Annotated in this window: 22 protein-coding genes and 1 pseudogene; all 23 read right to left on the reverse strand. The window is 37.0% G+C overall.

Translation table 11 applies throughout. The features are described from left to right. Positions 1-88 precede the first annotated feature (88 nt). Positions 89-292 carry a YlzJ-like family protein gene (locus ACVWY7_RS09710; RefSeq protein WP_000605026.1) on the reverse strand — a complete coding sequence of 68 codons (204 nt, stop codon included), beginning with the start codon at positions 290-292 and terminating at the stop codon, positions 89-91. Beyond that, positions 289-1,038, reverse strand: a complete 750-nt coding sequence (gene tepA / locus ACVWY7_RS09715) for a translocation-enhancing protein TepA (RefSeq protein ID WP_000139813.1) — start codon at positions 1,036-1,038, stop codon at positions 289-291. The genes ACVWY7_RS09710 and tepA overlap by 4 nt, the downstream gene beginning before the upstream one ends. A gap of 103 nt (positions 1,039-1,141) precedes the next feature. Further along, positions 1,142-2,812: a ribonuclease J gene (locus ACVWY7_RS09720; protein WP_000823085.1), complete on the reverse strand. Its 1,671-nt coding sequence runs from the start codon at positions 2,810-2,812 to the stop codon at positions 1,142-1,144. A gap of 766 nt (positions 2,813-3,578) precedes the next feature. Further along, positions 3,579-4,457: a 4-hydroxy-tetrahydrodipicolinate synthase gene (gene dapA, locus ACVWY7_RS09725; RefSeq protein ID WP_000564761.1), complete on the reverse strand. Its 879-nt coding sequence runs from the start codon at positions 4,455-4,457 to the stop codon at positions 3,579-3,581. Positions 4,458-4,468: 11 nt separating this feature from the next. Next, positions 4,469-5,701, reverse strand: coding sequence for an aspartate kinase (gene dapG, locus ACVWY7_RS09730; RefSeq protein WP_000692473.1), 1,233 nt, complete (start codon positions 5,699-5,701; stop codon positions 4,469-4,471). Positions 5,702-5,724: 23 nt separating this feature from the next. Further along, a complete protein-coding gene (gene asd, locus ACVWY7_RS09735; RefSeq protein ID WP_000414849.1) occupies positions 5,725-6,771 on the reverse strand; it encodes an aspartate-semialdehyde dehydrogenase in 1,047 nt (348 codons plus the stop codon). A 150-nt stretch (positions 6,772-6,921) separates the two neighbouring features. Beyond that, positions 6,922-7,521 carry a dipicolinate synthase subunit B gene (gene dpaB, locus ACVWY7_RS09740; protein ID WP_001049480.1) on the reverse strand — a complete coding sequence of 200 codons (600 nt, stop codon included), beginning with the start codon at positions 7,519-7,521 and terminating at the stop codon, positions 6,922-6,924. Then, complete coding sequence (gene dpaA, locus ACVWY7_RS09745; RefSeq protein WP_073524613.1) at positions 7,518-8,420, reverse strand: dipicolinic acid synthetase subunit A; 903 nt, start codon at positions 8,418-8,420, stop codon at positions 7,518-7,520. Before dpaA ends, dpaB begins: the two co-directional genes overlap by 4 nt. A gap of 274 nt (positions 8,421-8,694) precedes the next feature. Beyond that, positions 8,695-8,946 carry a YlmC/YmxH family sporulation protein gene (locus ACVWY7_RS09750; protein WP_073524627.1) on the reverse strand — a complete coding sequence of 84 codons (252 nt, stop codon included), beginning with the start codon at positions 8,944-8,946 and terminating at the stop codon, positions 8,695-8,697. 126 nt (positions 8,947-9,072) lie between these two features. Further along, the gene (locus ACVWY7_RS09755) at positions 9,073-10,314 is read right to left on the reverse strand and encodes a M16 family metallopeptidase (RefSeq protein WP_000592993.1); all 1,242 of its coding nucleotides are present in this window, start codon (positions 10,312-10,314) and stop codon (positions 9,073-9,075) included. Between the two features lie 86 nt (positions 10,315-10,400). Beyond that, positions 10,401-11,300, reverse strand: a complete 900-nt coding sequence (locus ACVWY7_RS09760) for a polysaccharide deacetylase family protein (protein ID WP_073524629.1) — start codon at positions 11,298-11,300, stop codon at positions 10,401-10,403. A 151-nt stretch (positions 11,301-11,451) separates the two neighbouring features. After that, positions 11,452-13,590, reverse strand: a complete 2,139-nt coding sequence (gene pnp, locus ACVWY7_RS09765; protein WP_000076750.1) for a polyribonucleotide nucleotidyltransferase — start codon at positions 13,588-13,590, stop codon at positions 11,452-11,454. Positions 13,591-13,750: 160 nt separating this feature from the next. Then, complete coding sequence (gene rpsO / locus ACVWY7_RS09770) at positions 13,751-14,020, reverse strand: 30S ribosomal protein S15 (RefSeq protein ID WP_001229392.1); 270 nt, start codon at positions 14,018-14,020, stop codon at positions 13,751-13,753. A gap of 100 nt (positions 14,021-14,120) precedes the next feature. Next, positions 14,121-15,092: a bifunctional riboflavin kinase/FAD synthetase gene (gene ribF, locus ACVWY7_RS09775; protein WP_073524631.1), complete on the reverse strand. Its 972-nt coding sequence runs from the start codon at positions 15,090-15,092 to the stop codon at positions 14,121-14,123. Between the two features lie 43 nt (positions 15,093-15,135). Then, positions 15,136-16,059, reverse strand: a complete 924-nt coding sequence (gene truB, locus ACVWY7_RS09780; protein ID WP_000399357.1) for a tRNA pseudouridine(55) synthase TruB — start codon at positions 16,057-16,059, stop codon at positions 15,136-15,138. A gap of 86 nt (positions 16,060-16,145) precedes the next feature. Then, positions 16,146-16,502 (reverse strand): 30S ribosome-binding factor RbfA, encoded by a 357-nt coding sequence (gene rbfA, locus ACVWY7_RS09785; protein WP_000776441.1) that lies wholly within the window; start codon positions 16,500-16,502, stop codon positions 16,146-16,148. 15 nt (positions 16,503-16,517) lie between these two features. Next, entirely contained in the window at positions 16,518-16,799 is a 282-nt protein-coding gene (locus ACVWY7_RS09790) for a DUF503 domain-containing protein (protein WP_000582364.1), read from the reverse strand. Beyond that, complete coding sequence (gene infB / locus ACVWY7_RS09795; protein WP_000036341.1) at positions 16,796-18,856, reverse strand: translation initiation factor IF-2; 2,061 nt, start codon at positions 18,854-18,856, stop codon at positions 16,796-16,798. Before infB ends, ACVWY7_RS09790 begins: the two co-directional genes overlap by 4 nt. Positions 18,857-18,860: 4 nt before the next feature. After that, positions 18,861-19,172 (reverse strand): YlxQ family RNA-binding protein, encoded by a 312-nt coding sequence (locus tag ACVWY7_RS09800; protein WP_001286523.1) that lies wholly within the window; start codon positions 19,170-19,172, stop codon positions 18,861-18,863. Next, the gene (gene rnpM, locus ACVWY7_RS09805; protein WP_000071128.1) at positions 19,173-19,445 is read right to left on the reverse strand and encodes an RNase P modulator RnpM; all 273 of its coding nucleotides are present in this window, start codon (positions 19,443-19,445) and stop codon (positions 19,173-19,175) included. Positions 19,446-19,456: 11 nt separating this feature from the next. Continuing rightward, positions 19,457-20,563 (reverse strand): transcription termination factor NusA, encoded by a 1,107-nt coding sequence (nusA, locus tag ACVWY7_RS09810; RefSeq protein ID WP_000102609.1) that lies wholly within the window; start codon positions 20,561-20,563, stop codon positions 19,457-19,459. A gap of 17 nt (positions 20,564-20,580) precedes the next feature. Then, entirely contained in the window at positions 20,581-21,051 is a 471-nt protein-coding gene (gene rimP / locus ACVWY7_RS09815; protein WP_000359097.1) for a ribosome maturation factor RimP, read from the reverse strand. A 332-nt stretch (positions 21,052-21,383) separates the two neighbouring features. After that, a pseudogene (locus tag ACVWY7_RS09820) lies at positions 21,384-22,799 on the reverse strand (PolC-type DNA polymerase III); the annotation flags it as partial. Between the last annotated feature and the right edge of the window lie 83 nt (positions 22,800-22,882).

Here is a 22,882-nt window from a genome sequence, read left to right on the forward strand (position 1 = left end):
AAACAGAAGAAAGCAGCCCTCTCATGGCTGCTCAACCGTCTTGTTTTTTATATTATACCATAGCTTCTAAACAAAATCCTTCTTTTTGCTAAAAGGTTATTTTCTGTCCCGGCTCAAATTCTAAGTAGTGAAACGGATCGGTACTTAACACACGTACAATAGAATAATACCCATGTTCTTCTTCAGAAACCATTAATTCAACACCGTTTATATTTACGACTTTTTGACTTTCACATTGCGAATAATCGGCTGGATACACGAGTTGTTCTGGCATAATTGTATATAAAATCATTGTAACATTGTCCCTTCTGTACTATCATCCGCGCGAGCATCTATTAATTCGTTTAATTTTCGAATCGCATTTCCGATACCACCGACATCATCTATAAGACCATACTTCACTGCATCTCCACCAATTACATTCGTACCAATATCTCGCGTTAAATTCCCTTTCGCAAACATAAGCTCTTTAAAACGATCTTCCGTTACTTTTGAATGCTTCGTCACAAATCGAATGACTCTTTCTTGCATTTTATCTAAATACTCAAATGTTTGCGGCACACCTATAACAAGACCTGTTAGACGAATCGGATGAATTGTCATCGTCGCAGTTTCCGCAATAAATGAATAGTCTGTAGAAACGGCAATCGGTACACCGATAGAATGCCCTCCGCCTAAAACTAAAGATACTGTCGGTTTTGAAAGTGAAGCGACCATCTCAGAAATTGCTAGCCCAGCTTCAACGTCACCTCCAACTGTATTTAACACTAAAAGCAAACCTTCAATTTTCGGATTTTGTTCAATCGCAACAATTTGTGGAATAATATGCTCATATTTTGTTGTTTTATTTTGCGGCGGCAACTGAACATGACCTTCCACCTGTCCAACAATTGTTAAACAATGAATACGTGATTCATTCATTTGCGGTACATTCGTTTGTCCAAGCTGTTGAATTTTTTCCACTATTGAAGCTTCTTTTCCAGTTTCTTTCGGTTCAGCCTCTTTCTCTTCATTTGTATAACGATCACGTTCTGTCATATCGCATCCCCTTTCACTCGTATATCACTATTATTTCTTAAGTTATAAATTTCATTCGATAGAGTTTAAAAAGAAAAAAGATCACCCGTAAAGGTGATCTTTTTTATACTTCCATAATAATCGGTAAAATCATAGGTTTTCTCTTTGTCTCTTCGTACAAGAACTGTCCTAATAATTCACGAATATTTTGTTTTAACATAGACCATTCAATTGAATATTCTTTAATTGATTGCTCAACAATCATACGTACAATCTCTGTAGAACGGTCAATTAACGCTTCTGATTCACGAACATATACAAATCCACGTGAAATGATCTCTGGACCAGAGATAATTTTCTTTTCATCTTTACCAAGTGTTACAACAACTACTAATATTCCATCTTGAGATAACATTTTTCTATCTCGAAGAACGATATTACCAACGTCACCTACACCTAATCCATCAATTAATACATTGCCCGCTTGCACTTTACCAACTAAATTTGCTTCATCGTCACCAAAACCAATTACATCGCCTTTTTCTACGATAAAGATATTTTCTCTTGCAATACCTACATCTTCAGCTAAGTATGCATGTGCTTTTTGCATACGAAACTCACCATGTACGGGTACAAAATATTTCGGTTTCATTAAGTTTAACATTAGTTTTAATTCTTCTTGGCTACCATGACCTGAAACGTGAACTTTTCTTTCACCATAATAAACAACTTCAGCTCCAGCTCTAAATAACAAGTCAATAATTTTCGATACAGATATTTCATTACCCGGAATTGGAGAAGCCGCAATAATAACCGTATCACCTTTACGAATTGAAATTTGTTTATGAGCTTGCTTCGCCATTCTAGAAAGGGCTGCCATCGGTTCGCCTTGGCTACCTGTCGTTAAAATAGCTACCTTTTTCTCTGGGAAATTGTCTACTTCTTGTAGTGAAATAACCATACCTTCTGGAACATCTAAATAACCAAGGCGTCTTGCGATATCTACTACTTTCACCATACTACGTCCTACAACCGCGACTTTTCGTCCTGTTTCAGCAGCTGCATCAAATACTTGTTGAATACGATGTACATTCGATGCAAATGAAGCAACGATAATACGTCCTTCTGCGCCGTAGAATACTTTAGAAATTTCTACACCAACTTCTTTTTCAGAACCTGTATAGCCTGGACGCTCAGCATTTGTACTATCAGATAATAGGCATAGTACGCCTTCATTTCCGATTTGAGCCATTTTTCCAAGATCTGCTCCACTATTTCCAATTGGAGTTTGATCGAATTTAAAGTCTCCCGTATATACGATCGCACCTTTTGATGTATGGAAACAAACACCAACAGAATCTGGAATACTATGTGTCGTTCCAAAGAATGACACCGTTGTAGTATTAAATTCTACTGTTGAATTTGAATCGATTGTTTTTAGGTCTACACGGCCTAACATACCCGCTTCGCCAAGTTTTTCTTGTATAAGTCCTACTGTTAATTTCGTTGCATACACTGGAATAGATAATTTACGAAGTACGTAAACAATACCACCAATATGATCTTCATGACCGTGAGTAATAAATAAACCTTTTACTCGCTCTTGGTTTTCCACTAAATATGTAATATCAGGAATAACGATATCAATTCCAAACATTTCATCTCCCGGGAACATTAACCCTGCATCTACAATAAAGATTTCAGAATCAATTTCAACACAGTACATGTTTTTCCCGATTTCACCTACTCCACCAAGAGCAAATACTTTAACAGACTCATTCTCTTTTCTCTTCATGTTGTTGCCTGGTTTAAAAATCTTTCAAACACTGATTTCACTAAAATCGTAGAGACACCAGGGGAAACTCTACAACCACCATATATTCACCGTCCAAGACGAATGTCCTTACCGTTATGCGATATCATGTCCTTGTTTATTTTTTAAACCAGGTTTCACCTCTCTTTCATTATATAAATCAAATATCTTATTCGATATGATATGAAAATGTAATCAAATTATAATTTTTACCAATTTTGCTAAGCATACCCGTACTAAGCTACTTAGCCATATTATACCTGATACAAGAAATAGAACACAAGTTAAATCGTGCGAAAGAAAAAGGAAAAGAACGGATTTCCAACAAACATATCGAACACATGTCCTTTATATTTACTCCGACTTTGTACTCCATATTTTTTTGAAGAAATAGCTATAAATACTCTAAATTAATTTCATAATACGGATTTTCAAGACTTATTTTTCTAGAATTGAACAAAAATACTTATAAAATGAAGTTTTTTTATGAATTACGTCATATTTGAAGCAATTACTTCGAAAAATAGAGTTGGTATTTTATTACGTTTATATAAGTGTTCATTCTATAATAACTATGACTTTTTAATTCCTTTAAAGGATTACAATTATTTTCTTTTACATGTTGCAATATATAATGAAGAACTGGTTAATGATCTTATAAAAACACATATAGGTAAGATAAGAAAAGAGAGGAAAAAATTTTCATACAAATAAAAAATGACCTAGTTCTACACTAGGTCATTTTTTATTAACGAGGGATAGATTGCATAACAGATTGTAACGTTACTCTTTCTTCTTCTGTTAATGGAAGAAGTGGTAAACGTACAGAACCTACATCTAATCCAACCATTTGTAACGCTGTTTTTACTGGAGTTGGGCTTGGCGCCATAAATAATGAATCCGTTACTCTTACAAGTAATTGATGTAATTTTTGCGCCTTCTTAAATTCTCCTGCTTGGAATGCTGCAATCATTTCTTGCATTTCATTTCCAATAACATGAGATGCTACAGAAACGATACCTTTCGCTCCAACTGCCATAGCTGGTAGCGTTAAACCGTCATCACCGCTGTATACTGCAAAGTCGTCCGCTGTTTTTTCAATGATTTCTGTCATTGTTAACACATCGCCGCCTGCATCTTTAATCGCAACAATGTTTTCTATTTCTGATAAACGAACAACTGTATCAACGGAGATTTGTACAATAGATCGTCCTGGAACATTATATAGCATAACCGGAAGCGGCGTGCTTTCAGCAATTGCTTTAAAGTGCTGATACATTCCTTCTTGACTCGGTTTGTTATAATACGGTGCTACTAGCATTACTGCATCAACACCAACCTCTGTTGCCTTTTTAGTTAAGTCAATAGAAGCATGCGTATTATTACTACCTGTTCCAGCGATTACGGGCACCCTTTTATCGACAACAGATACGACATGGCGATATAACGCTACTTTTTCTTCTGAAGTTAATGTAGGAGATTCACCTGTCGTTCCTCCTACCACGATTGCTGTTGTACCGTTATCAATTAAATAATTTACCAATTTCGTTGTCTTTGCAAAATCGATATTACCGTTTATATCAAACGGTGTTACCATCGCGGTTGCAATTGTCCCAAAATCTATCATGGTCTCACTCCTTATTGTTCCAGTTGCTTTTCTTTTGAAAGCTCAAACGCACTATGTAATGCATTTACAGCCTCCACTAAATCAGTTTCTTTTACAAGAACCCAAATTGTCGTATGACTATCTGCTGATTGCAGAATTTGAATACCTTTTTCAGCTAAAGCTGTAACGATTTTTGCAGTAACCCCTGGGTATCCTGCCATTCCAGCTCCTACAATAGATACTTTTGCACAATGCTCTGTCACAATCGGCTCATATCCAAGATTCTGTAATAATTCAACTGCACGATTTGATACATTATCACTCACCGTATAAGCTACTCCAGTAGGTGAAATGTTAATTAAATCGACACTTATTCCTTCATTTGCCATTTCTTTAAACACATGCTGCTGCAAATCATATGCCGTTTCTTTTGCAAGCACTTTAATTTGCGTTACATTTGATACATGTGCGATACCTGTAACAGGACGTTCTTCTACATCACGGCCTTTTGTAGCACCGTCAGATGCTGAAATAAGCGTACCTTCACTATCAGAATACGTAGAGCGTACACGAAGTGGTACTTTCGCATGCATCGCAATTTCCACTGCACGTGGATGAACGACTTTTGCACCTTGGTAAGCCATGTTACAAATTTCGTTATACGTTACAGTTTGAAGATGACGTGCATCTTTTACAATGCGAGGATCCGCAGTCATAACACCTTCTACATCTGTGAAGATATCGATATATTCAGCATGAAGCGCAACACCTAACGCTGAAGCTGAAGTATCACTACCTCCGCGTCCAAGTGTTGTCGTATCACCTTTTTTCGTTTGCCCTTGGAATCCTGTAACGACGATTACATCTACATTTTCTAACTCTTCATGTATACGATCGCAATTCATTTCAATAATCTTAGCATTCGTAAAATCATCATTTGTTACAAAACCAGCTTGTGCACCATTTAACGCTGCTGCTTTTATACCGTTCTCATTTAACATATTAGAGAAGACGATTGCTGAGATTAATTCTCCGCATGATAATAATAAATCTTGCTCACGATTAGAAATATGAGATTCCTCTTGATTTACAAGACTTAACAACGTATCCGTTGCATATGGTTCACCTTTACGGCCCATAGCAGATACAACAGTAACTACTTTATAACCCGCATCTAGCGATTTTTTTATATGATGAAGCGCATGCTTACGTCCATTTTCATCACGTACAGATGTACCACCAAATTTTTGAACAATAATTTTCATATTTTGCACCTTCTCTTAGCCGCTTACACTAATTGTAATTTTACTAAGCGCTCTGCAATTTGAACAGAATTCCATGCTGCGCCTTTTAATAAGTTATCAGATACGACCCAAAGATGGAATCCTTTATCGTTATTTAAATCTTTACGAATTCTTCCCACGAATACTTCGTTTTTACCTACTGCAGTAGCTGGCATTGGATATAGCTGCTCTTCTGGATTATCTTGCAGAACGATACCTTCCGCATTTGCAAGTAAGCTCTTTAATTCTTCTACTGTTACGCCTTCTTTTTCTACTTCAATGTAAACAGACTCAGAGTGACCTGATACAACTGGTAAACGTACACATGTTGCCGCTACTTCTAATTCAGGCATATGCATAATTTTTTTCGTTTCATTAATCATTTTCATTTCTTCAAACGTAAATCCATTATCTTGGAACTTATCAATCTGTGGAATCGCGTTGAAAGCAATTGGGAAATGTTTCTTATCACCTGATACAGGTAAAACATTCGCCTTCACTTCTTCGCCATTTAAGATTGCTTGTGATTGTTCATGAAGTTCTTCAATCGCTGCCGCACCAGCACCTGATACAGCTTGATATGTGGAAACGATTACTCGTTTTAAACCATATTGCTGACGAACTGGCTCAAGAGCTACTACCATTTGAATTGTAGAACAGTTTGGATTTGCAATAATACCATTATGTTCTTTTAAGTCGTTTTCATTTACTTCAGGTACAACAAGTGGCACGTTTTCTGTCATACGGAATGCACTTGTATTATCAACAACAATCGCACCGCGTTTTGCTGCTTCTGGCGCTAATTGTTTTGATACAGATCCACCTGCACTAAATAGTGCGATATCTACTCCTTCAAAACTTTCAGGAGTTGCCTCTTGAACTGTAAATTCTTCGCCTTTAAATACAAGTTTCTTACCTGCAGATCGTTTAGATGAAAGTAACGTTAACTTCCCGATTGGAAATTCTCGTTTCTCTAAAGTATTTAACATTTGTTCACCAACTGCGCCGGTTGCTCCAACTACAGCGACATGAAAAGTTTTTTGCTTTTCCATCACTATGCCCCTTTCTAGATACCAATCCTTCTATAACTTAGAATCAGAAGGAGTATAGAATACCCCTTCTAATCTTAATAACGTTAATTTTATCATATTCTACAGTAAGAATGATGGTTTCATCAAAAATTGTCCGTTTTTTTTCGTTTTTTAATTCATATATCTGAATTTTTCTACGACAACCGGTTGCAATTGCTTACCTTGCAGAGCTTCTAACACTGTATCTTCAAGCAGCTCCATGCGAGCTACCATTGAGTTTGGTTTTTTCTCTGGTGCATCTTGACCGAATGGGACGAAGTAGATGTTTTTTGTGGCCATTAGGCGCATGAGGTTGACGCCATTTAATCCTAAAGCATCATTCGTCGAAACAGCCAATACGACAGGCTTGCCATTTCTTAGCGTCGCTTTCGCTGCCATTAGTACTGGAGAGTCTGTCATTGCATTTGCAAATTTACTCATAGAATTTCCTGTGAGCGGTGCAATTACCATACAATCTAGTGGAATTTTAGGTCCTAATGGTTCTGCGCCAACAATTGAATTAATTGCTTTAAATCCTGTTACTTCTTCAATCTTTTTAATCCACTCTGCCCCTTCTCCAAATCTCGTATTTGTTGATTGAACAGTGTAAGAAACAACAGGACGTACTTCTGCTCCCTCAGCAATTAATTTTTCTAAATGAGGCATTACTTCTTCGTACGTACAATGTGAACCAGTAAAACCAAACCCTATTCTTTTCCCTTTTAAATTCATTCCCCATTCTCCTTTCTTGCGATTACGTCTTCTGCCAGTAACTGAGAAAGAACATTCGCTAAAATTTGTCCGGCTGTTTTTGGAGCAACAATACCTGGTAATCCAGGTGCTAACAGCGCTTTGACTCCTCTTTTTTCCGCATATCTAAAGTCGGTACCACCTGGTTTAGAAGCCAAATCAATTACTAACGTATGAGCCGGCATTTTTGAAATAACATTTGCCGTCACAACGAGATGCGGAATTGTATTAATGACAATATCGATATTCCCTACTTCTTTCTCAATGTTCTGCATATGGAAAGGAGAAAACATCATTTCTGTAATACGTGCAATATGTTCCGATCGTCTTGCTCCAACTTTGACATGGGCTCCTAATGATTGAAATGCTCTGGCAACACTCATCCCTGTTCTACCAAATCCTAAAACCATTACATTAGAACCATGAATCGTATAGTCGGTATGTTGAATTACCATCATTAATGTACCTTCTACAGTTGGAATAGAATTGTAGATTGCCACATCATCACGATCAAATAATTTAATAAGTTTGCGGTTTGTAGTAGATATGAGATTTTCCAAGTAAGGCGTACCAATACCTGAATATATAGTAAAATGTTCTGGTGTATTTTCAATTTGTTCTTTCGTTATAGAAACTTTTTCGTTTGAAAAAATAGTATCTACTTCTCCCTTAGCATTTGTACCTGCAACTGGCAAAATAATTGCATCTAAAGAAGTGAAATCTAAATTTTGTATACTTTCTTTTGCTGCCCCTGTGAAGCCATGATCTAACTGATCAAACCCTATCAATGAAAGTTTCGCATCCAATTCAACGAGCTTGCGAATTACTTCTAGCTGTCTTGCATCTCCTCCTATGACAGCAATATGCATCTCAGTCAACATTCCCTAATTCACCTTCTTTTTCTGTCATTTATAAGAAAAGTGCCTACTTTTTCTTTTTCCTCCACATCATATGTAATGTACGAGTTTTAGGTGATTGAAAAACAAAAAGCACGTATGATTTATCCCGCTCTTTGTATGCAGGAAGATCCCCACTTCAAAATTCCGCATGTGAGAGGACATGATACGAGCAATTGATTGCTGGGTAAAGCTCAATTCATTTGAGTTTTTACTCAGAAAAGAATGAACAAAAAAAGATGACCAAAATGGCCATCTTTCACTTCAAATTTGAACGATTCATAATTTCACAAAGGATCATATCATGCCCGACTTTCTTTATTTGATTCCACGCTACTCTTATTTCTTGTGGTTCCTTTTTAAACCCTCCCCATTTTCCAGCAGGTATAATAAGAGTCTGTATTCGGCCATCCTTCTCATCAATCTCTAAATCCACATAACCTAAAACTCCCATTTTTTCTGCTCTTTCTAAATTTACAATCTCTTTACCACTTAATTCACTTAATCGCATATACTCTCCCCCTACCAAAATTATTCATTTAAGTTATCCATAATTAGTACCTATTCTATATATCCACAAAAAATAACCGTATCTCGTTTAAAAGAGATACGGTTATTTTTAAATCATATATAGCAATTATAGTTTTATTCCTTTTGGAAGTTTTCCATCTGGACTAATTAATGCTGCAGAGAATTCATCTGTAAACATGTTACGAATTAATTCATCTACATTTTCTTTTGTTACAGTGTTTACACTTTCAATAATCTCATCAAGTGAACGATGCTTACGAAGTAGCAATTCATTTTTACCATTACGGCTCATACGGCTATTCGTACTTTCTAAACTTAACATTAAGTTTCCTTTTAATTGCTCTTTACTATTAATAAGCTCTTTTTCTGTAATACCTGTATTTTTCAATGTTTCTAATGTTTCTTGCATTGTTTCATACAGTGTATCTAATTGTTGGCTACCTGTTCCACCATACAGCGTTAACATACCTGTATCTTCATAAGAAGAATGGTAAGAAAACACTGAGTAAGCTAACCCGCGTTGCTCACGTACTTCTTGGAATAAACGGCTACTCATACTACCGCCTAAAACGTTATTTAATACAATTAAGTTATAAATATCTTCGTGTCCCATTTGTAAGCCTTTATATCCTAAACATAAATGAGCTTGTTCTGTTTCCTTTTTACGTGCTACCTTATTAAAGTGGAAAATTGGGCTATGTACTTGTTCACGGTTTGTCGTTCCTTCATAACTACCGAAATATTGCTCTACCGTTTGTAAAAAGGCTTCATCAATATTTCCTGCAATTGATACAACTACATTTTCAGGTGTGTAATGATCTTTAATATATTGGCGTAGCGTATCACCTGTAAACGTATTAAGCGTTTCTTCTGTTCCTAAAATAGGATATCCAAGCGGATGCGTTTCATATGTTGCTTTCGTTAACATATCATGCACAATATCATCTGGAGCATCTTCGTACATTTTAATTTCTTCACATACGACATTCTTCTCTTTTTTCAATTCTTCTTCATCAAATGTTGAATTAAAGAACATATCTGCTAATACATCTAAAGCATATTTAGCATGCTCATCTAGCACTTTTGCATAGTAACAAGTGTATTCTTTTGAAGTAAAAGCATTCACTTGTCCACCAATGCTATCAAATGATTCTGCAATTTCGCGTGCACTACGAGTTTCCGTCCCCTTAAAGAACATATGCTCTAAAAAGTGAGAAATCCCGTTGTTTTTTTCATTTTCATTTCTTGATCCTGCATGGATCCAAATACCAATCGCAACCGATCTTACAGTTGGTATATTCTCCATAACTATTCTTACACCATTTTTACAAGTATATTTTTTAATCAAAAACTTTCCTCCTACTGCCAGTTTCTCTAAATAAATGCTATTATTTAATGATAACAAGTTTAAGGATGAATGTCATGCAAATGTATTTAATCCACACGTTTTTCATCCAGTAATTCTGTTATATTCCCTACTTTATATCCTTGTTCCTTCAATTTTGTAATCATTGTGTCTAAAGCTTCTGTTGTTGACGAAGTAGGGTGCATTAATACGATAGCACCTGGATGTATTTTTCTCATTACTCTCTGCAATAGTACATCTGGCTCAGGTCGCTTCCAATCGATTGTATCGACAGTCCACATAATCGTTCCCATTTGGTAATCATCTGCAATTTTCACGACTTCATCCCGAAAGCTTCCACTCGGTGGAGCAAACCATCTCACCTGTTGATTCGTAGCTGCTTCGATCATTCGATTTGTTTTTTGTAACTGATCTCGTATTTCATCAGACGATAGCGTTTTCATATTCGGATGTGTATAAGAATGATTTCCGACTTCTTGCTTTGCATCGACAATCATTTTTGCAAATCGTAAATTTTCTTTCACCCAACGTCCTTCTAAAAAGAAAGTTGCCTTCACATCATGTTTTTTCAATATCTCTAATATACGAGGCAAATATTCATTTCCCCATGCCACATTTATTGTTAATCCCACCATCTTTTTATTTGGATGCCCTCTATAAATTGGCGCTGGTGATAAATCTTCTAAGTGGACACTCGGCGATACTTCCCTGAATTCAAGATGTTTTTGATCAAATTTCTTTAACTTCTTCATATTATTATAGGATGCTTCAATATCAACTTGTCTTCCATTATATCCTGGTGTTGCTTTCCATATCTTATCAATCATCGCATTTTGCGGTGCAATCTCATATTGTTTTGCATGCTTTTGAATTTCTTCATATAAGTTATCCTGTGCAAAAACGGAATAAGAGCCTACACTGACATATAAAAAGAATATACATATGTATGCCAATATACGAGCTTTCATATAAACCCTCCCATTAACTATATAAAAACCATTTTTCTTCTTATCTTTGTTAATTTGAGCGTTATAATGAAAACTATACCTATACTGACATAAAAATATATGTAAATCATATTTTTACATAACAAAAAAAGCCAGTTAAACTGGCTTTTGCTTATTGCTGCTCTTGTTTATTTTCTTCTTTAGCAGCTTCTTTTTCTTGCTCTTCTTTTAGCAATACTTTTCTAGATAGATTCACGCGACCTTGCTTGTCAATCTCGATAACTTTAACTGTAATTACATCACCGATTTTCACAACGTCTTCTACTTTACCTACACGCTCAAGTGCAAGTTCAGAAATGTGAACTAATCCATCTTTACCGCTGAATAATTCAACGAAAGCACCGAATTTCTCAACACGTTTCACTTTTCCTTCGTAGATTTCACCTACTTGTACTTCGCGAACGATATCTTCGATAATTTTCTTAGCTTTGTCGTTCATTTCTTGATTTATTGAAGAAATGAATACTGTACCATCTTGCTCGATGTCAATTTTAACGCCAGTTTCTTCAATAATTTTATTGATTTGTTTACCGCTTGGTCCGATAACGTCACGGATTTTATCTGGGTTAATTGTCATTGTAATAATCTTTGGAGCGTACGCTGATAATTCAGTGCGTGGCTCTGCAATAACAGATAACATATGATTTAGAATGTGCACACGACCAACTTTCGCTTGTTGTAATGCCTCTTCTAAAATTTCACGAGATAGACCATCGATTTTAATGTCCATTTGTAATGCAGTTACACCATGTGCTGTACCTGCTACTTTAAAGTCCATATCACCTAAATGATCTTCCATACCTTGAATATCAGATAAAATTGTGTAATGCTCACCAGTTTTAACTAGCCCCATTGCAATACCTGCAACTGGAGCTTTAAGTGGAACACCAGCATCCATCATTGCTAAAGTACTACCACAAATACTTGCTTGTGAAGTAGAACCATTTGATTCTAATACTTCAGACACAAGACGTACTGTGTATGGGAAGTCTTTTTCAGATGGAATTACAGGCTCAAGAGCACGTTCTCCTAGTGCACCGTGACCGATTTCACGACGACCTGGTCCACGCATCGGTCTTGTTTCACCAACACTAAATGATGGGAAATTGTAATGGTGCATAAAGCGTTTTGATTCTTCTACACCAAGACCGTCTAAAATTTGCACATCGCCTAATGCACCTAATGTACAAATACTTAATGCTTGTGTTTGTCCACGAGTGAACAAACCAGAACCGTGTGTACGAGATAAAATGCCAACCTCTGATGCTAATGGACGGATTTCGTCACCTTTACGGCCATCTGGGCGGATTTTTTCAACTGTAATAAGACGACGTACTTCTTCTTTTACAATTTTATATAAAATCTCATTTACTTGTCCTAAAGTATCAGCGTCAGCTTCCTGCGCTTCGTAATGCTCAATTACACGCTTTTTCACTTCGTTAATTGCATCTTCACGTGCATGTTTCTCATGTACTTGAATTGCAGAATGCATATCCTTCTCAGCCATTTCACGTACAGCTTGGTTAAGATCAGCGTCAACTTCATAAAGTTTCACTTCTGATTTCTCTTTACCTACAGCTTGTACAATCTCTTCTTGGAATGCAATTAGACGTTTAATTTCGTCATGACCAAACATAATTGCTTCTAACATTGTTTCCTCAGGCACTTGATCTGCTCCTGCTTCAACCATGTTAATTGCATCTTTCGTACCAGCTACAACAAGGTGAATATCACTTTGTTCTTGCTGTTCTACTGTTGGGTTGATAACGAATTCGCCGTTAATACGACCAACTGTTGCACCCGCAATTGGACCTTCAAATGGAATATCTGAAATCGATAATGCTAATGAAGAACCAAGCATAGCTGCCATTTCAGAAGAACAATCTTGATCAACACTCATTACGATGCTGACAACTTGTACTTCGTTACGGAAACCATCAGCGAAAAGCGGACGAATTGGACGGTCGATTAAACGACTTGCCAAAATTGCTTTTTCACTTGGACGACCTTCACGTTTAATGAAACCGCCAGGAATTTTTCCGACTGCATATAAACGCTCTTCATAGTTTACTGTAAGTGGGAAGAAATCTACATTTTTTGCTTCTTTTGATGCAGTTGCTGTAGATAGAACCGCTGTATCGCCATATCTTACTAATACTGCTCCGTTCGCTTGCTTTGCAAGCTGACCTGTTTCAACTGTTAGCTGGCGACCAGCTAAATCTATCGAGAAGACTTGCTTTTCTTGACTCATTTAAGTACCCCTCTCAATTTAAAGTATTCAATTCTTCTATGTAAATGGATAGTATATCACAATATTCTACCTCTAGTATTACCGAAAATGAAGTAAGCTATAAAGAGTAGAAGATATATTTTTACCTAACAAAAAAGCGGGAATATTCCCGCTTCTTTGACTATCGACGTAAGCCAAGCTTTGTGATTAATTCACGGTAACGTGTGATATCGCTATTACGAAGGTAAGTTAGTAAGTTACGACGTTTACCAACCATCTTTAATAGACCACGACGTGAATGATGATCTTTCTTGTGAGTACGTAAGTGCTCGTTTAGAGTGTTAATTTGCTCCGTTAGGACAGCAATTTGAACCTCTGGAGAACCAGTATCAGTCTCATGAGTTCTAAATTGTGCAATGATTTCATTTTTACGCTCTTGTGTTAAAGCCATCCTATTTCACCTCCTATTAATTAAACCCCCGATTACCTAGCAAGCGTCGGTGAGTCGCAATGCCAAGCAATGGTTGTCATAAAGTACATAACATAGAATACTACTTTTCATTTGAAAAAGCAAGTATATTCTTTTCGTTCGCAAAATATTCTTGTGCTGTTTTCTTATCTTTTGCGATTTGTTCAACTAACTCATCAATGCCATTGAATTTCTTCTCTTCTCTTATACGCATATGCCACTCTACCGTAACATTTTGATCATATATGTCGTTGTTAAATTCAAATAAATGCACTTCAATAGATAGTTGACGCTCATCTTCTTTAAAAGTTGGTTTATATCCAATATTACATACACCGTCGTACCATTCACCGTGAACTTGTAATCTCACTGCGTAAACACCTACAGGTGGTAATAGATACTCATCACTTAAACCTACATTAGCTGTTGGGAAACCAATTTGACGTCCACGTTTATCACCGTGTACAACCGTTCCCCCTACCGTATATGCTCTACCTAAAATAGATGGAATTTGCTCCATTTCGCCATTTCGAATTAACTTTCGTAATGCTGTAGAACTTACTTTCTCTTCTTGAAATTCAACTTTTTCAATCACAGTCTGTGTAAACTCCCCTCTTGCATGAAATGGTAAAGTCTCCATCTTTCCTTTTCCTAAACGTCCATATGAATAATCAAACCCTGCTACTACATGCTTTACATTTAAACCAATAATATAATCATCTACAAATTGCTGCGGCAATAAGCCTGCAAATGATTCATCAAATTTAACAACATATAATATATCGATTCCTAAACTCTCGACTATTTTTTCTTTATCACACATTGGTGTAACATACTCGGCATGCGCTTCTTTTTTACCTAAAACAACAGATGGATGCGGATAAAATGTCATCACTGCACTTTTATATCCCTTTTCATCCGCTATTTGTTTCGCAGTTCGAATCACACATTGATGTCCTAAATGAATGCCATCAAAAAATCCTAATGCCATTACAGTAGGTGGTAATTCTAATTTATTTTGTTCATGTGGATGAGTTAAATGAATAAGTTTCACGCTTGAATTCACCTTTTTCTGTAATAATCCTTCCAATAATTCATTATAGCTTTAGTTCTTGATTATTCACAAGTACTTTCATCGGCTTTAGCATACCAGGGTGCTTTGGATGGTGCTCATAAATTGCAAGGCAGCGATCGTTTTTATCAAACACTGTTATAAATGGCGCCGTTATTTGCAATTCATTTTTTAAGAACATACCATTCTTTATTTTTTCTGCTTGCTTTTCATCTACAACCATTTTTGGGAATTTACTTAATGCTTCATCAATTGAAATGAAGATAGACTCTACTGTTCCATTTTGCACGTTTTCCTCAATTTCTTCAAATGATATGCAATCCTCTAATAAAAATTCACCAGAAGCCGTTCTTACAAGGTGAGACATATGTGATGGAAAACCAAGTTTTTCACCAATCATTACCGCTAATGTTCTTACATATGTTCCTTTACTACACGTTACACGGAAACGGAATGAAATATTTTCTCCTTCAAACACTTCACGGTCATCTAGTAATACAAATTCATGAATTGTAATTGTACGAACTGGACGTTCAACCTCTTGTCCTGCTCTTGCATATTCATATAATTTTTTCCCGTTAACTTTTACAGCCGAAAACATCGGAGGCATTTGCTCAATCGTACCTGTTAATGTCGCAAGAGCCTCTTCCACTTCTTTACGAGTAATAACACGGTCTACATATTTCGTTTCCACAACTTCACCAGAAGCATCTTCAGTTGTTGTTGAAAACCCTAATGTCACTTCACCTTCATATGTTTTCGTTTCACTCGTTAAAAATTGTGCAATTTTTGTTGCTCGCCCAACACAAATCGGCAATACTCCTGTTACATCTGGATCTAATGTTCCTGTATGACCAATTCGTTTTTCACGCAATATCTTTCTTAATTTAAATACACAATCGTGTGATGTCATGCCTTTTGGCTTATGTAATAATACTACACCTTCCATATATGCTCACCTCATCGTAATTCTTTCATAATACTTATTCAAAACTTATTTTACATTGAAAAAATGGATAGACAAATGTCTATCCATTATTCTTCACGTTTACCTTCTTTATTAATTTCATGTAAAAGTGTATCAATTCGATGACCATATCCAATAGATTCATCAAATTCAAAGGAAATTTCAGGCGTTTTACGAAGACGAATACGTTGGCCAATTTCTGAACGAATGAAGCCTTTTGCCTTCGCTAAACCTTTTAGTGTATTTTCTTTCTGTTCTTCATCACCTAAAACAGAAATATACACTGTAGCAATTTGTAAATCTCCACTCACTTGTACATCTGTTACAGTAACAAATCCGACACGTGGATCTTTAATTTTACGACTGATGATGTCGCCTAATTCTTTTTTCATTTGCTCGCCTACACGGTTTGCACGTAATTTCATAACTCTTCACCTCATTCAATACCATTCCAATTGTGTTATCGTACGTTCAATTTCAGGAAATGAATCGATGTACTCAAGTACACGATTCATTTCTTTTTCACAAATAACACGATTAGAGGATACAGAAACAATTGCAATTTCCGTACGTTGCCATACATCTTGATGCCCTACTTCTGAAACAGCTACGTTATAACGCTGTTTCACACGAGTTAGCACCCGTTGCAAAATTGCTCGTTTCTCTTTTAAAGAATGCACATCGTAAATCATACACTCGAATGAGAGTGAAGCGATAATCATCGCTTCACTTCTTCCATAATGTATGCTTCAATAATGTCCCCTTCTTTAAGATCATTATATCTCTCAATTGTAATACCACACTCATAGTTTTGTGCAACTTCTTTTACGTCGTCTTTGAAACGTTTTAACGTATCAAGTTGTCCTTCGAAAATTACTACGCCATCACGGATAATACGCACGCCACTATCACGTGTAATTTTACCGTCTGTTACGTAACAACCTGCGATTGTTCCAACTTTTGTTACTTTAAACGTTTGACGTACTTCTGCTTGACCGATTACTTTTTCTTCGAATTCTGGATCTAACATACCTTGCATCGCTGCTTCGATCTCTTCGATTACTTTATAAATAATGCGGTGTAAACGAATATCAACGTTCTCTAATTCAGCTGTACGCTTCGCATTCACATCTGGGCGTACGTTAAATCCAATTACAATTGCATTAGATGCAGAAGCTAAAATGATATCAGATTCTGTAATCGCACCTACGCCTGTATGGATAATTTTAACTTTAACACCTTCAACATCAATTTTACGAAGTGATGCTGCCATTGCTTCTACAGAACCTTGTACGTCTGCTTTCACAATTAAGTTAATTTCTTTTACATCGCCCTCTTGGATTTGTTGGAATAAATCTTCAAGGCTTAATTTAGATTTTTCACCACGTTGAGCAAGTAACGCTTCTTGCGCACGTGATTCACCGATTTGACGAGCTTTCTTCTCATCAGCGAATGCCATGAAACGATCTCCCGCTTGTGGCACTTCGTTTAAACCTGTAATTTCGACAGGAGTTGATGGACCAGCAACTTTTACACGACGACCAATATCACTTACCATTGCACGAACACGTCCGAATGAAGTACCAACAACGATTGGGTCTCCAACTCGAAGCGTACCGTTTTGAACAAGTAATGTCGCGATAGTTCCTTTACCTTTATCAAGCTGTGCTTCAATTACAGTACCAGTTGCATAGCGGTTTGGATTTGCTTTATATTCTTCTACTTCACTCACAAGAAGAATCATTTCTAGTAAGTTGTCAATTCCTTCACCTTGAATTGCAGAAATTGGTACGAAAATTGTGTCTCCGCCCCATGCTTCTGGAACTAATTCATATTCTGTTAATTCTTGCATTACGCGATCAGGATTTGCTGCTGGTTTATCCATTTTATTCACAGCAACAATAATTGGTACTCCTGCTGCTTTCGCATGGTTAATTGCTTCAACTGTTTGTGGCATAACACCGTCATCAGCTGCAACAACAAGGATTGTAATATCCGTTACTTGTGCACCACGAGCACGCATCGTTGTAAACGCCGCGTGACCAGGTGTGTCTAAGAATGTAATCTTCTTGTCATTTACTTCAACTTGGTATGCACCAATATGCTGAGTAATTCCACCTGCTTCGCCAGCAGTTACTTTAGAGTTACGGATAGAGTCAAGTAATGTTGTTTTACCATGGTCAACGTGTCCCATGATTGTAACTACAGCTGGACGCTCTTTTAAGTTCTCTTCATCATCTTGCTCATCGATGAATGTTTCAAACTCAGTCTCGCTAACAATTACTTCTTCTTCTACTTCAATACCGTAGTCGTTAGCAATTAACTCAATTGTATCTTTGTCTAAGTCTTGGTTAATTGTTGCCATAATTCCAAGCATGAAGAGCTTTTTAATAATTTCAGATGGCTCTTTGCTTAATTTCTTAGCAAGGTCACCTACTGTAAGGCTTCCAGAGAAAGTAATTTTATCTGGTGTTTCTACAGTTTGTGTTTGTTGTCTTCCAGCAAAGTTCTCTTGACGCTTGTCTTCGTTTCCTTTGCCTTTTTTCTTTTTCTTATTGCTGTTCTTTTTACTACGAACAACTTTTTCTTCTACTTCAAACTCATCTGCAACAGAAGGTTTTTCAGCTTGATACTCATTATCTAATTTGTTTACTACTTCATCGTCTAACATTGTCATATGATTCGAAACCTCGATATTCATTTCTTTTAGTTTTGTCATAAGATCTTTACTTGAGATATTATGTTTTTTCGCATATTCATGCACTCGAATTTTACTCATACCTTCACCCCCGGTAATTTGTATCGAGCATGCTACGCAGCTTTTTCGCAAAGCCTTCATCTAACACAGCTACAACGACTCGCTCATCTCTCCCAATCGCATGCCCTAATTGTTGTCGATTTTCGACCTTTCTCATTGGTACGTTGTAGTACGTCGTTTTATCCGTGATACGCTTTGTAGTATTTACTGACGCATCCTCAGAGAGCAACACAAGTTTTGCCTTGCCACTTCGTACTTCCTTTAAAACGAGTTCTTCACCCGAAATAATTTTTCGAGCCCGGTTTGCTAGTCCTAAAAACGATTTCCAATCGGACACTTATTTCGACTCCTTCTCAACAAGCTCAAGAAGCTCTTCATAAAGAGAACTGTCGATTTTCGCTTTTAGATGATGTTCCAAAACATTTTTCTTTTGAGCTTGAAGAATGCTTTCTTTATCTTTTGATAAATAAGCACCTCGTCCTGATTTCTTTCCAGTTAAATCAATAGACACTTCTCCCTCTTTGGAACGAACAATGCGAACGAGCTCTCGTTTTGATTTCATTTCTTGCGTTGCAACACATTTTCGTAACGGAACTTTTCGATTGCTCATACTCATCACCTCTATTCGATTTCGTCTTCAACAGAATCGAATCCGAATGCGACTACGCTATCTTCTTCTGTTACAATACCAAGTTGTTTCGCATCAGACTCACTCTTAATATCAATTTTCCAACCTGTTAATTTAGCTGCAAGACGTGCATTTTGTCCACGTTTACCGATAGCTAATGACAGTTGGTGGTCTGGAACAACAACAGTTGTTGCTTTTTCTTCTTCATCTACAAGTACTTTCACAACTTGTGATGGGCTTAAAGCATTGGCAACATATTCTACTGGATCATTTGACCAGCGAACGATGTCAATCTTTTCACCTTTTAGTTCGTCTACAATGCGTTGTACACGTTGTCCTTTCGGTCCTACACAAGAACCTACTGGATCAACATCAATGTTCTCTGCATGTACAGAGATTTTAGAACGATCTCCTGCCTCACGTGCTACAGAACGAATTTCAACCGTTCCATCATAGATTTCAGGAACTTCCATTTCGAATAAACGTTTTAAAAGACCAGGATGTGTACGTGATACGTAAATTTGTGGTCCTTTTGTTGTTTTTTCTACTTTCGTAATGAATACGCGAATACGATCATGTGGTTTGTACTGTTCGTTCGGCATTTGCTCACTTACAGGTAATAAAGCTTCTACTTTCCCTAAGCTTACATAGATGAAACGAGCATCTTGACGTTGTACGATACCAACCATGATATCTTCTTCACGGTCACTAAACTCAGAGTAAATAACACCACGCTCAGCTTCACGCACTCGTTGTGTTACAACTTGTTTTGCAGTTTGTGCTGCAATACGACCGAAATCTTTTGGTGTTACTTCAATTTCTAGTACGTCACCATCTTGATAGTTTGGATTAATTTGTCTTGCTTCTTCAACAGAAATTTCAAGACGTGGATCAAACACATTATCAACAACGTCTTTACGTGCTAAAACTTGGATTGTTCCCACTTGTGGGTTAAAGCTCACACGAACGTTTTGTGCTTGGTTAAAATTGCGTTTATAAGCAGAGATTAACGCTGCTTCAATCGCATCAATAATAATATCTTTGCTAATTCCTTTTTCTGACTCTAATACGAGCAAGGCATCTAACAACTCAGTGCTCATGAAGATCCCCCTTCTAACTAAAACGTAACAGCAAGTCGCGCATTTGCAACTTTGTCCATTGGAATTTGGATTTCTTTTTTACGTGTTTTAATTGTTAATAATAGTGTAATTGTAGTACCATCGTAGGAAAGCATTTTCCCTTCAAACATCTTTTCACCATCAATCGGCTCATATGTTTTAATTGCCACTTGTTTTCCTACCGCTTGCTGGAAGTCTTTCTCTTTCTTTAATGGACGTTCTGCTCCAGGAGATGACACATCCAAAAAGTAAAGATGAGGAATTGGATCCTCTTTATCTAAAGCTTCGCTTAAACGTTCACTCACCGCACCGCATTCTTCAATGTCGACTCCCTTTTCAGAATCGATGAATACGCGTAAGAACCAGTCTTGTCCTTCTTTCACATACTCTACATCTACAAGTTCAAGATTTAACTCTTCAACGATTGGCTGCGCAAATGCTTCTACAACTTCTGTGACTTTCTTATCCATAAACAGCCTCCTTCCTGCCGCCATGTACCATTCACAAGAAAAGACCCCGTCCATAGAACGGTCTATCTTATTCTTTCTCGTTAGCTAACAAAAGCCCCTGCCGTTAAGCAGGGAATATCTGTCTTAGTATTACCAAATTTAAGAAGTAAAACTTGTAACAAAATATGTATATACGACAGAAATTTCTTACCTCTCCACATCAATAAAATGTAGATAGTAACACGAAAGAGTGGGTTTCCCCACTCTTCTTTTCACACAATATACATGACATGGTTATCTCGGTTAATAGTATACCATACCAAATGTTGATTTGCAAAGACTTTTCCTACCTATCAGAACAGCGATAACTGGTTTTGATCCGGCAAATCACCTAAACAACCTTGACTATCTAAATACTCAATAATTGTTTTCGAAATCTTACTACGCTGCTGCAAGTCTTCTTTTGATAAGAATTCTCCATTTTTACGTGCTTCCACAATACTTAAAGCTGCGTTTGTACCAAGACCAGGCACCGCATTAAATGGAGGGATTAATGAGTCTCCATCAATAATAAAGTCTGTTGCATGTGAGCGATATAAATCCACCTTTTGGAATGAGTATCCACGCTCACACATTTCAAGTGTCATTTCTAGTACCGTCAATAAACTCTTCTCTTTCGGTGCTGCATCTAAACCTTTTTGCGCAATTTCATCAATTCTTGCACGTATAGATGCTGAACCTTTTGCCATCGCTTCTACGTCAAAGTCATCTGCACGAACCGTAAAGTATGCCGCATAGAATAAAAGCGCGAAATGCACTTTAAAGTATGCGATACGCACGGCCATAAGTACGTAAGCAGCCGCATGGGCTTTCGGGAACATGTACTTAATCTTCTTACATGAATCAATATACCAACCTGGTACATTATTACTTTTCATGTCCTCTTCCCATTCTTCTGGTACACCTTTACCTTTACGTACTGACTCCATGATTTTGAAGGCTAATGATGGGTCTAAACCTTGATAGATTAAATATACCATGATGTCATCACGACAACCGATAACTTCACTCAGCGTACATGTACCGTTATAAATTAACTCGTTTGCATTACCAAGCCATACGTCCGTACCATGTGATAATCCAGAAATTTGGACTAACTCTGAGAATGTCGTCGGTTTCGTCTCTTCTAACATCTGTCTTACGAATTTCGTACCAAACTCTGGTATACCAAGTGTACCTGTTTTACAGTTAATTTGTTCTTCCGTTACGCCTAACGATTCTGGCCCTGAGAAAATTTTCATTACTTCTGGATCATCCGTTGGGATTGTTTTTGGATCAATACCACTTAAATCTTGTAACATACGAATAACTGTCGGATCATCGTGTCCTAGTATATCAAGCTTCAATAAATTATCATGAATAGAGTGGAAGTCAAAGTGTGTCGTTCTCCACTCAGCACCTATTGAATCTGCTGGATACTGTATTGGTGAGAAATCAAAAATGTCCATATAATCTGGCACAACGATAATACCACCTGGATGCTGTCCTGTTGTACGTTTTACACCGGTACATCCTGCTACTAAGCGGTCAATTTCTGCATTTCGAATCGTTAAGTTATGATCATTTGCATAACCCTTTACATATCCATAAGCAGTTTTTTCCGCAACTGTACCAATCGTTCCTGCACGATATACATAATCTTCACCGAATAGTACTTTCGTATAGTTATGGGCACGTGGTTGGTATTCCCCGGAGAAATATAGTGATAGGTAAGCATTTGATATTATCTCCAGCTTTTCCCCCACTCCACACCGTGCGTGAGGCTTTCACACTCACACGGCGTTCCATCGTT

The organism is Bacillus sp. TE9106W, assembly GCF_054062215.1.

Excerpts from the sequence above, each read along its gene's own strand:
- ACVWY7_RS09710 (WP_000605026.1), bottom strand. The coding sequence starts at position 292 with ATGATTTTATATACAATTATGCCAGAACAACTCGTGTATCCAGCCGAT.
- tepA (WP_000139813.1), bottom strand. The coding sequence starts at position 1,038 with ATGACAGAACGTGATCGTTATACAAATGAAGAGAAAGAGGCTGAACCG.
- ACVWY7_RS09720 (WP_000823085.1), bottom strand. The coding sequence starts at position 2,812 with ATGAAGAGAAAAGAGAATGAGTCTGTTAAAGTATTTGCTCTTGGTGGA.
- dapA (WP_000564761.1), bottom strand. The coding sequence starts at position 4,457 with ATGATAGATTTTGGGACAATTGCAACCGCGATGGTAACACCGTTTGAT.
- dapG (WP_000692473.1), bottom strand. The coding sequence starts at position 5,701 with ATGAAAATTATTGTTCAAAAATTTGGTGGTACATCTGTACGTGATGAA.
- asd (WP_000414849.1), bottom strand. The coding sequence starts at position 6,771 with ATGGAAAAGCAAAAAACTTTTCATGTCGCTGTAGTTGGAGCAACCGGC.
- dpaB (WP_001049480.1), bottom strand. The coding sequence starts at position 7,521 with ATGAATTTAAAAGGGAAAAGAATAGGGTTTGGTTTTACTGGTTCACAT.
- dpaA (WP_073524613.1), bottom strand. The coding sequence starts at position 8,420 with ATGTTGACTGAGATGCATATTGCTGTCATAGGAGGAGATGCAAGACAG.
- ACVWY7_RS09750 (WP_073524627.1), bottom strand. The coding sequence starts at position 8,946 with ATGCGATTAAGTGAATTAAGTGGTAAAGAGATTGTAAATTTAGAAAGA.
- ACVWY7_RS09760 (WP_073524629.1), bottom strand. The coding sequence starts at position 11,300 with ATGAAAGCTCGTATATTGGCATACATATGTATATTCTTTTTATATGTC.
- pnp (WP_000076750.1), bottom strand. The coding sequence starts at position 13,590 with ATGAGTCAAGAAAAGCAAGTCTTCTCGATAGATTTAGCTGGTCGCCAG.
- rpsO (WP_001229392.1), bottom strand. The coding sequence starts at position 14,020 with ATGGCTTTAACACAAGAGCGTAAAAATGAAATCATTGCACAATTTAGA.
- truB (WP_000399357.1), bottom strand. The coding sequence starts at position 16,059 with ATGGAAGGTGTAGTATTATTACATAAGCCAAAAGGCATGACATCACAC.
- rbfA (WP_000776441.1), bottom strand. The coding sequence starts at position 16,502 with ATGAAATTACGTGCAAACCGTGTAGGCGAGCAAATGAAAAAAGAATTA.
- ACVWY7_RS09790 (WP_000582364.1), bottom strand. The coding sequence starts at position 16,799 with ATGATTATCGCTTCACTCTCATTCGAGTGTATGATTTACGATGTGCAT.
- infB (WP_000036341.1), bottom strand. The coding sequence starts at position 18,856 with ATGAGTAAAATTCGAGTGCATGAATATGCGAAAAAACATAATATCTCA.
- rnpM (WP_000071128.1), bottom strand. The coding sequence starts at position 19,445 with ATGAGCAATCGAAAAGTTCCGTTACGAAAATGTGTTGCAACGCAAGAA.
- nusA (WP_000102609.1), bottom strand. The coding sequence starts at position 20,563 with ATGAGCACTGAGTTGTTAGATGCCTTGCTCGTATTAGAGTCAGAAAAA.
- rimP (WP_000359097.1), bottom strand. The coding sequence starts at position 21,051 with ATGGATAAGAAAGTCACAGAAGTTGTAGAAGCATTTGCGCAGCCAATC.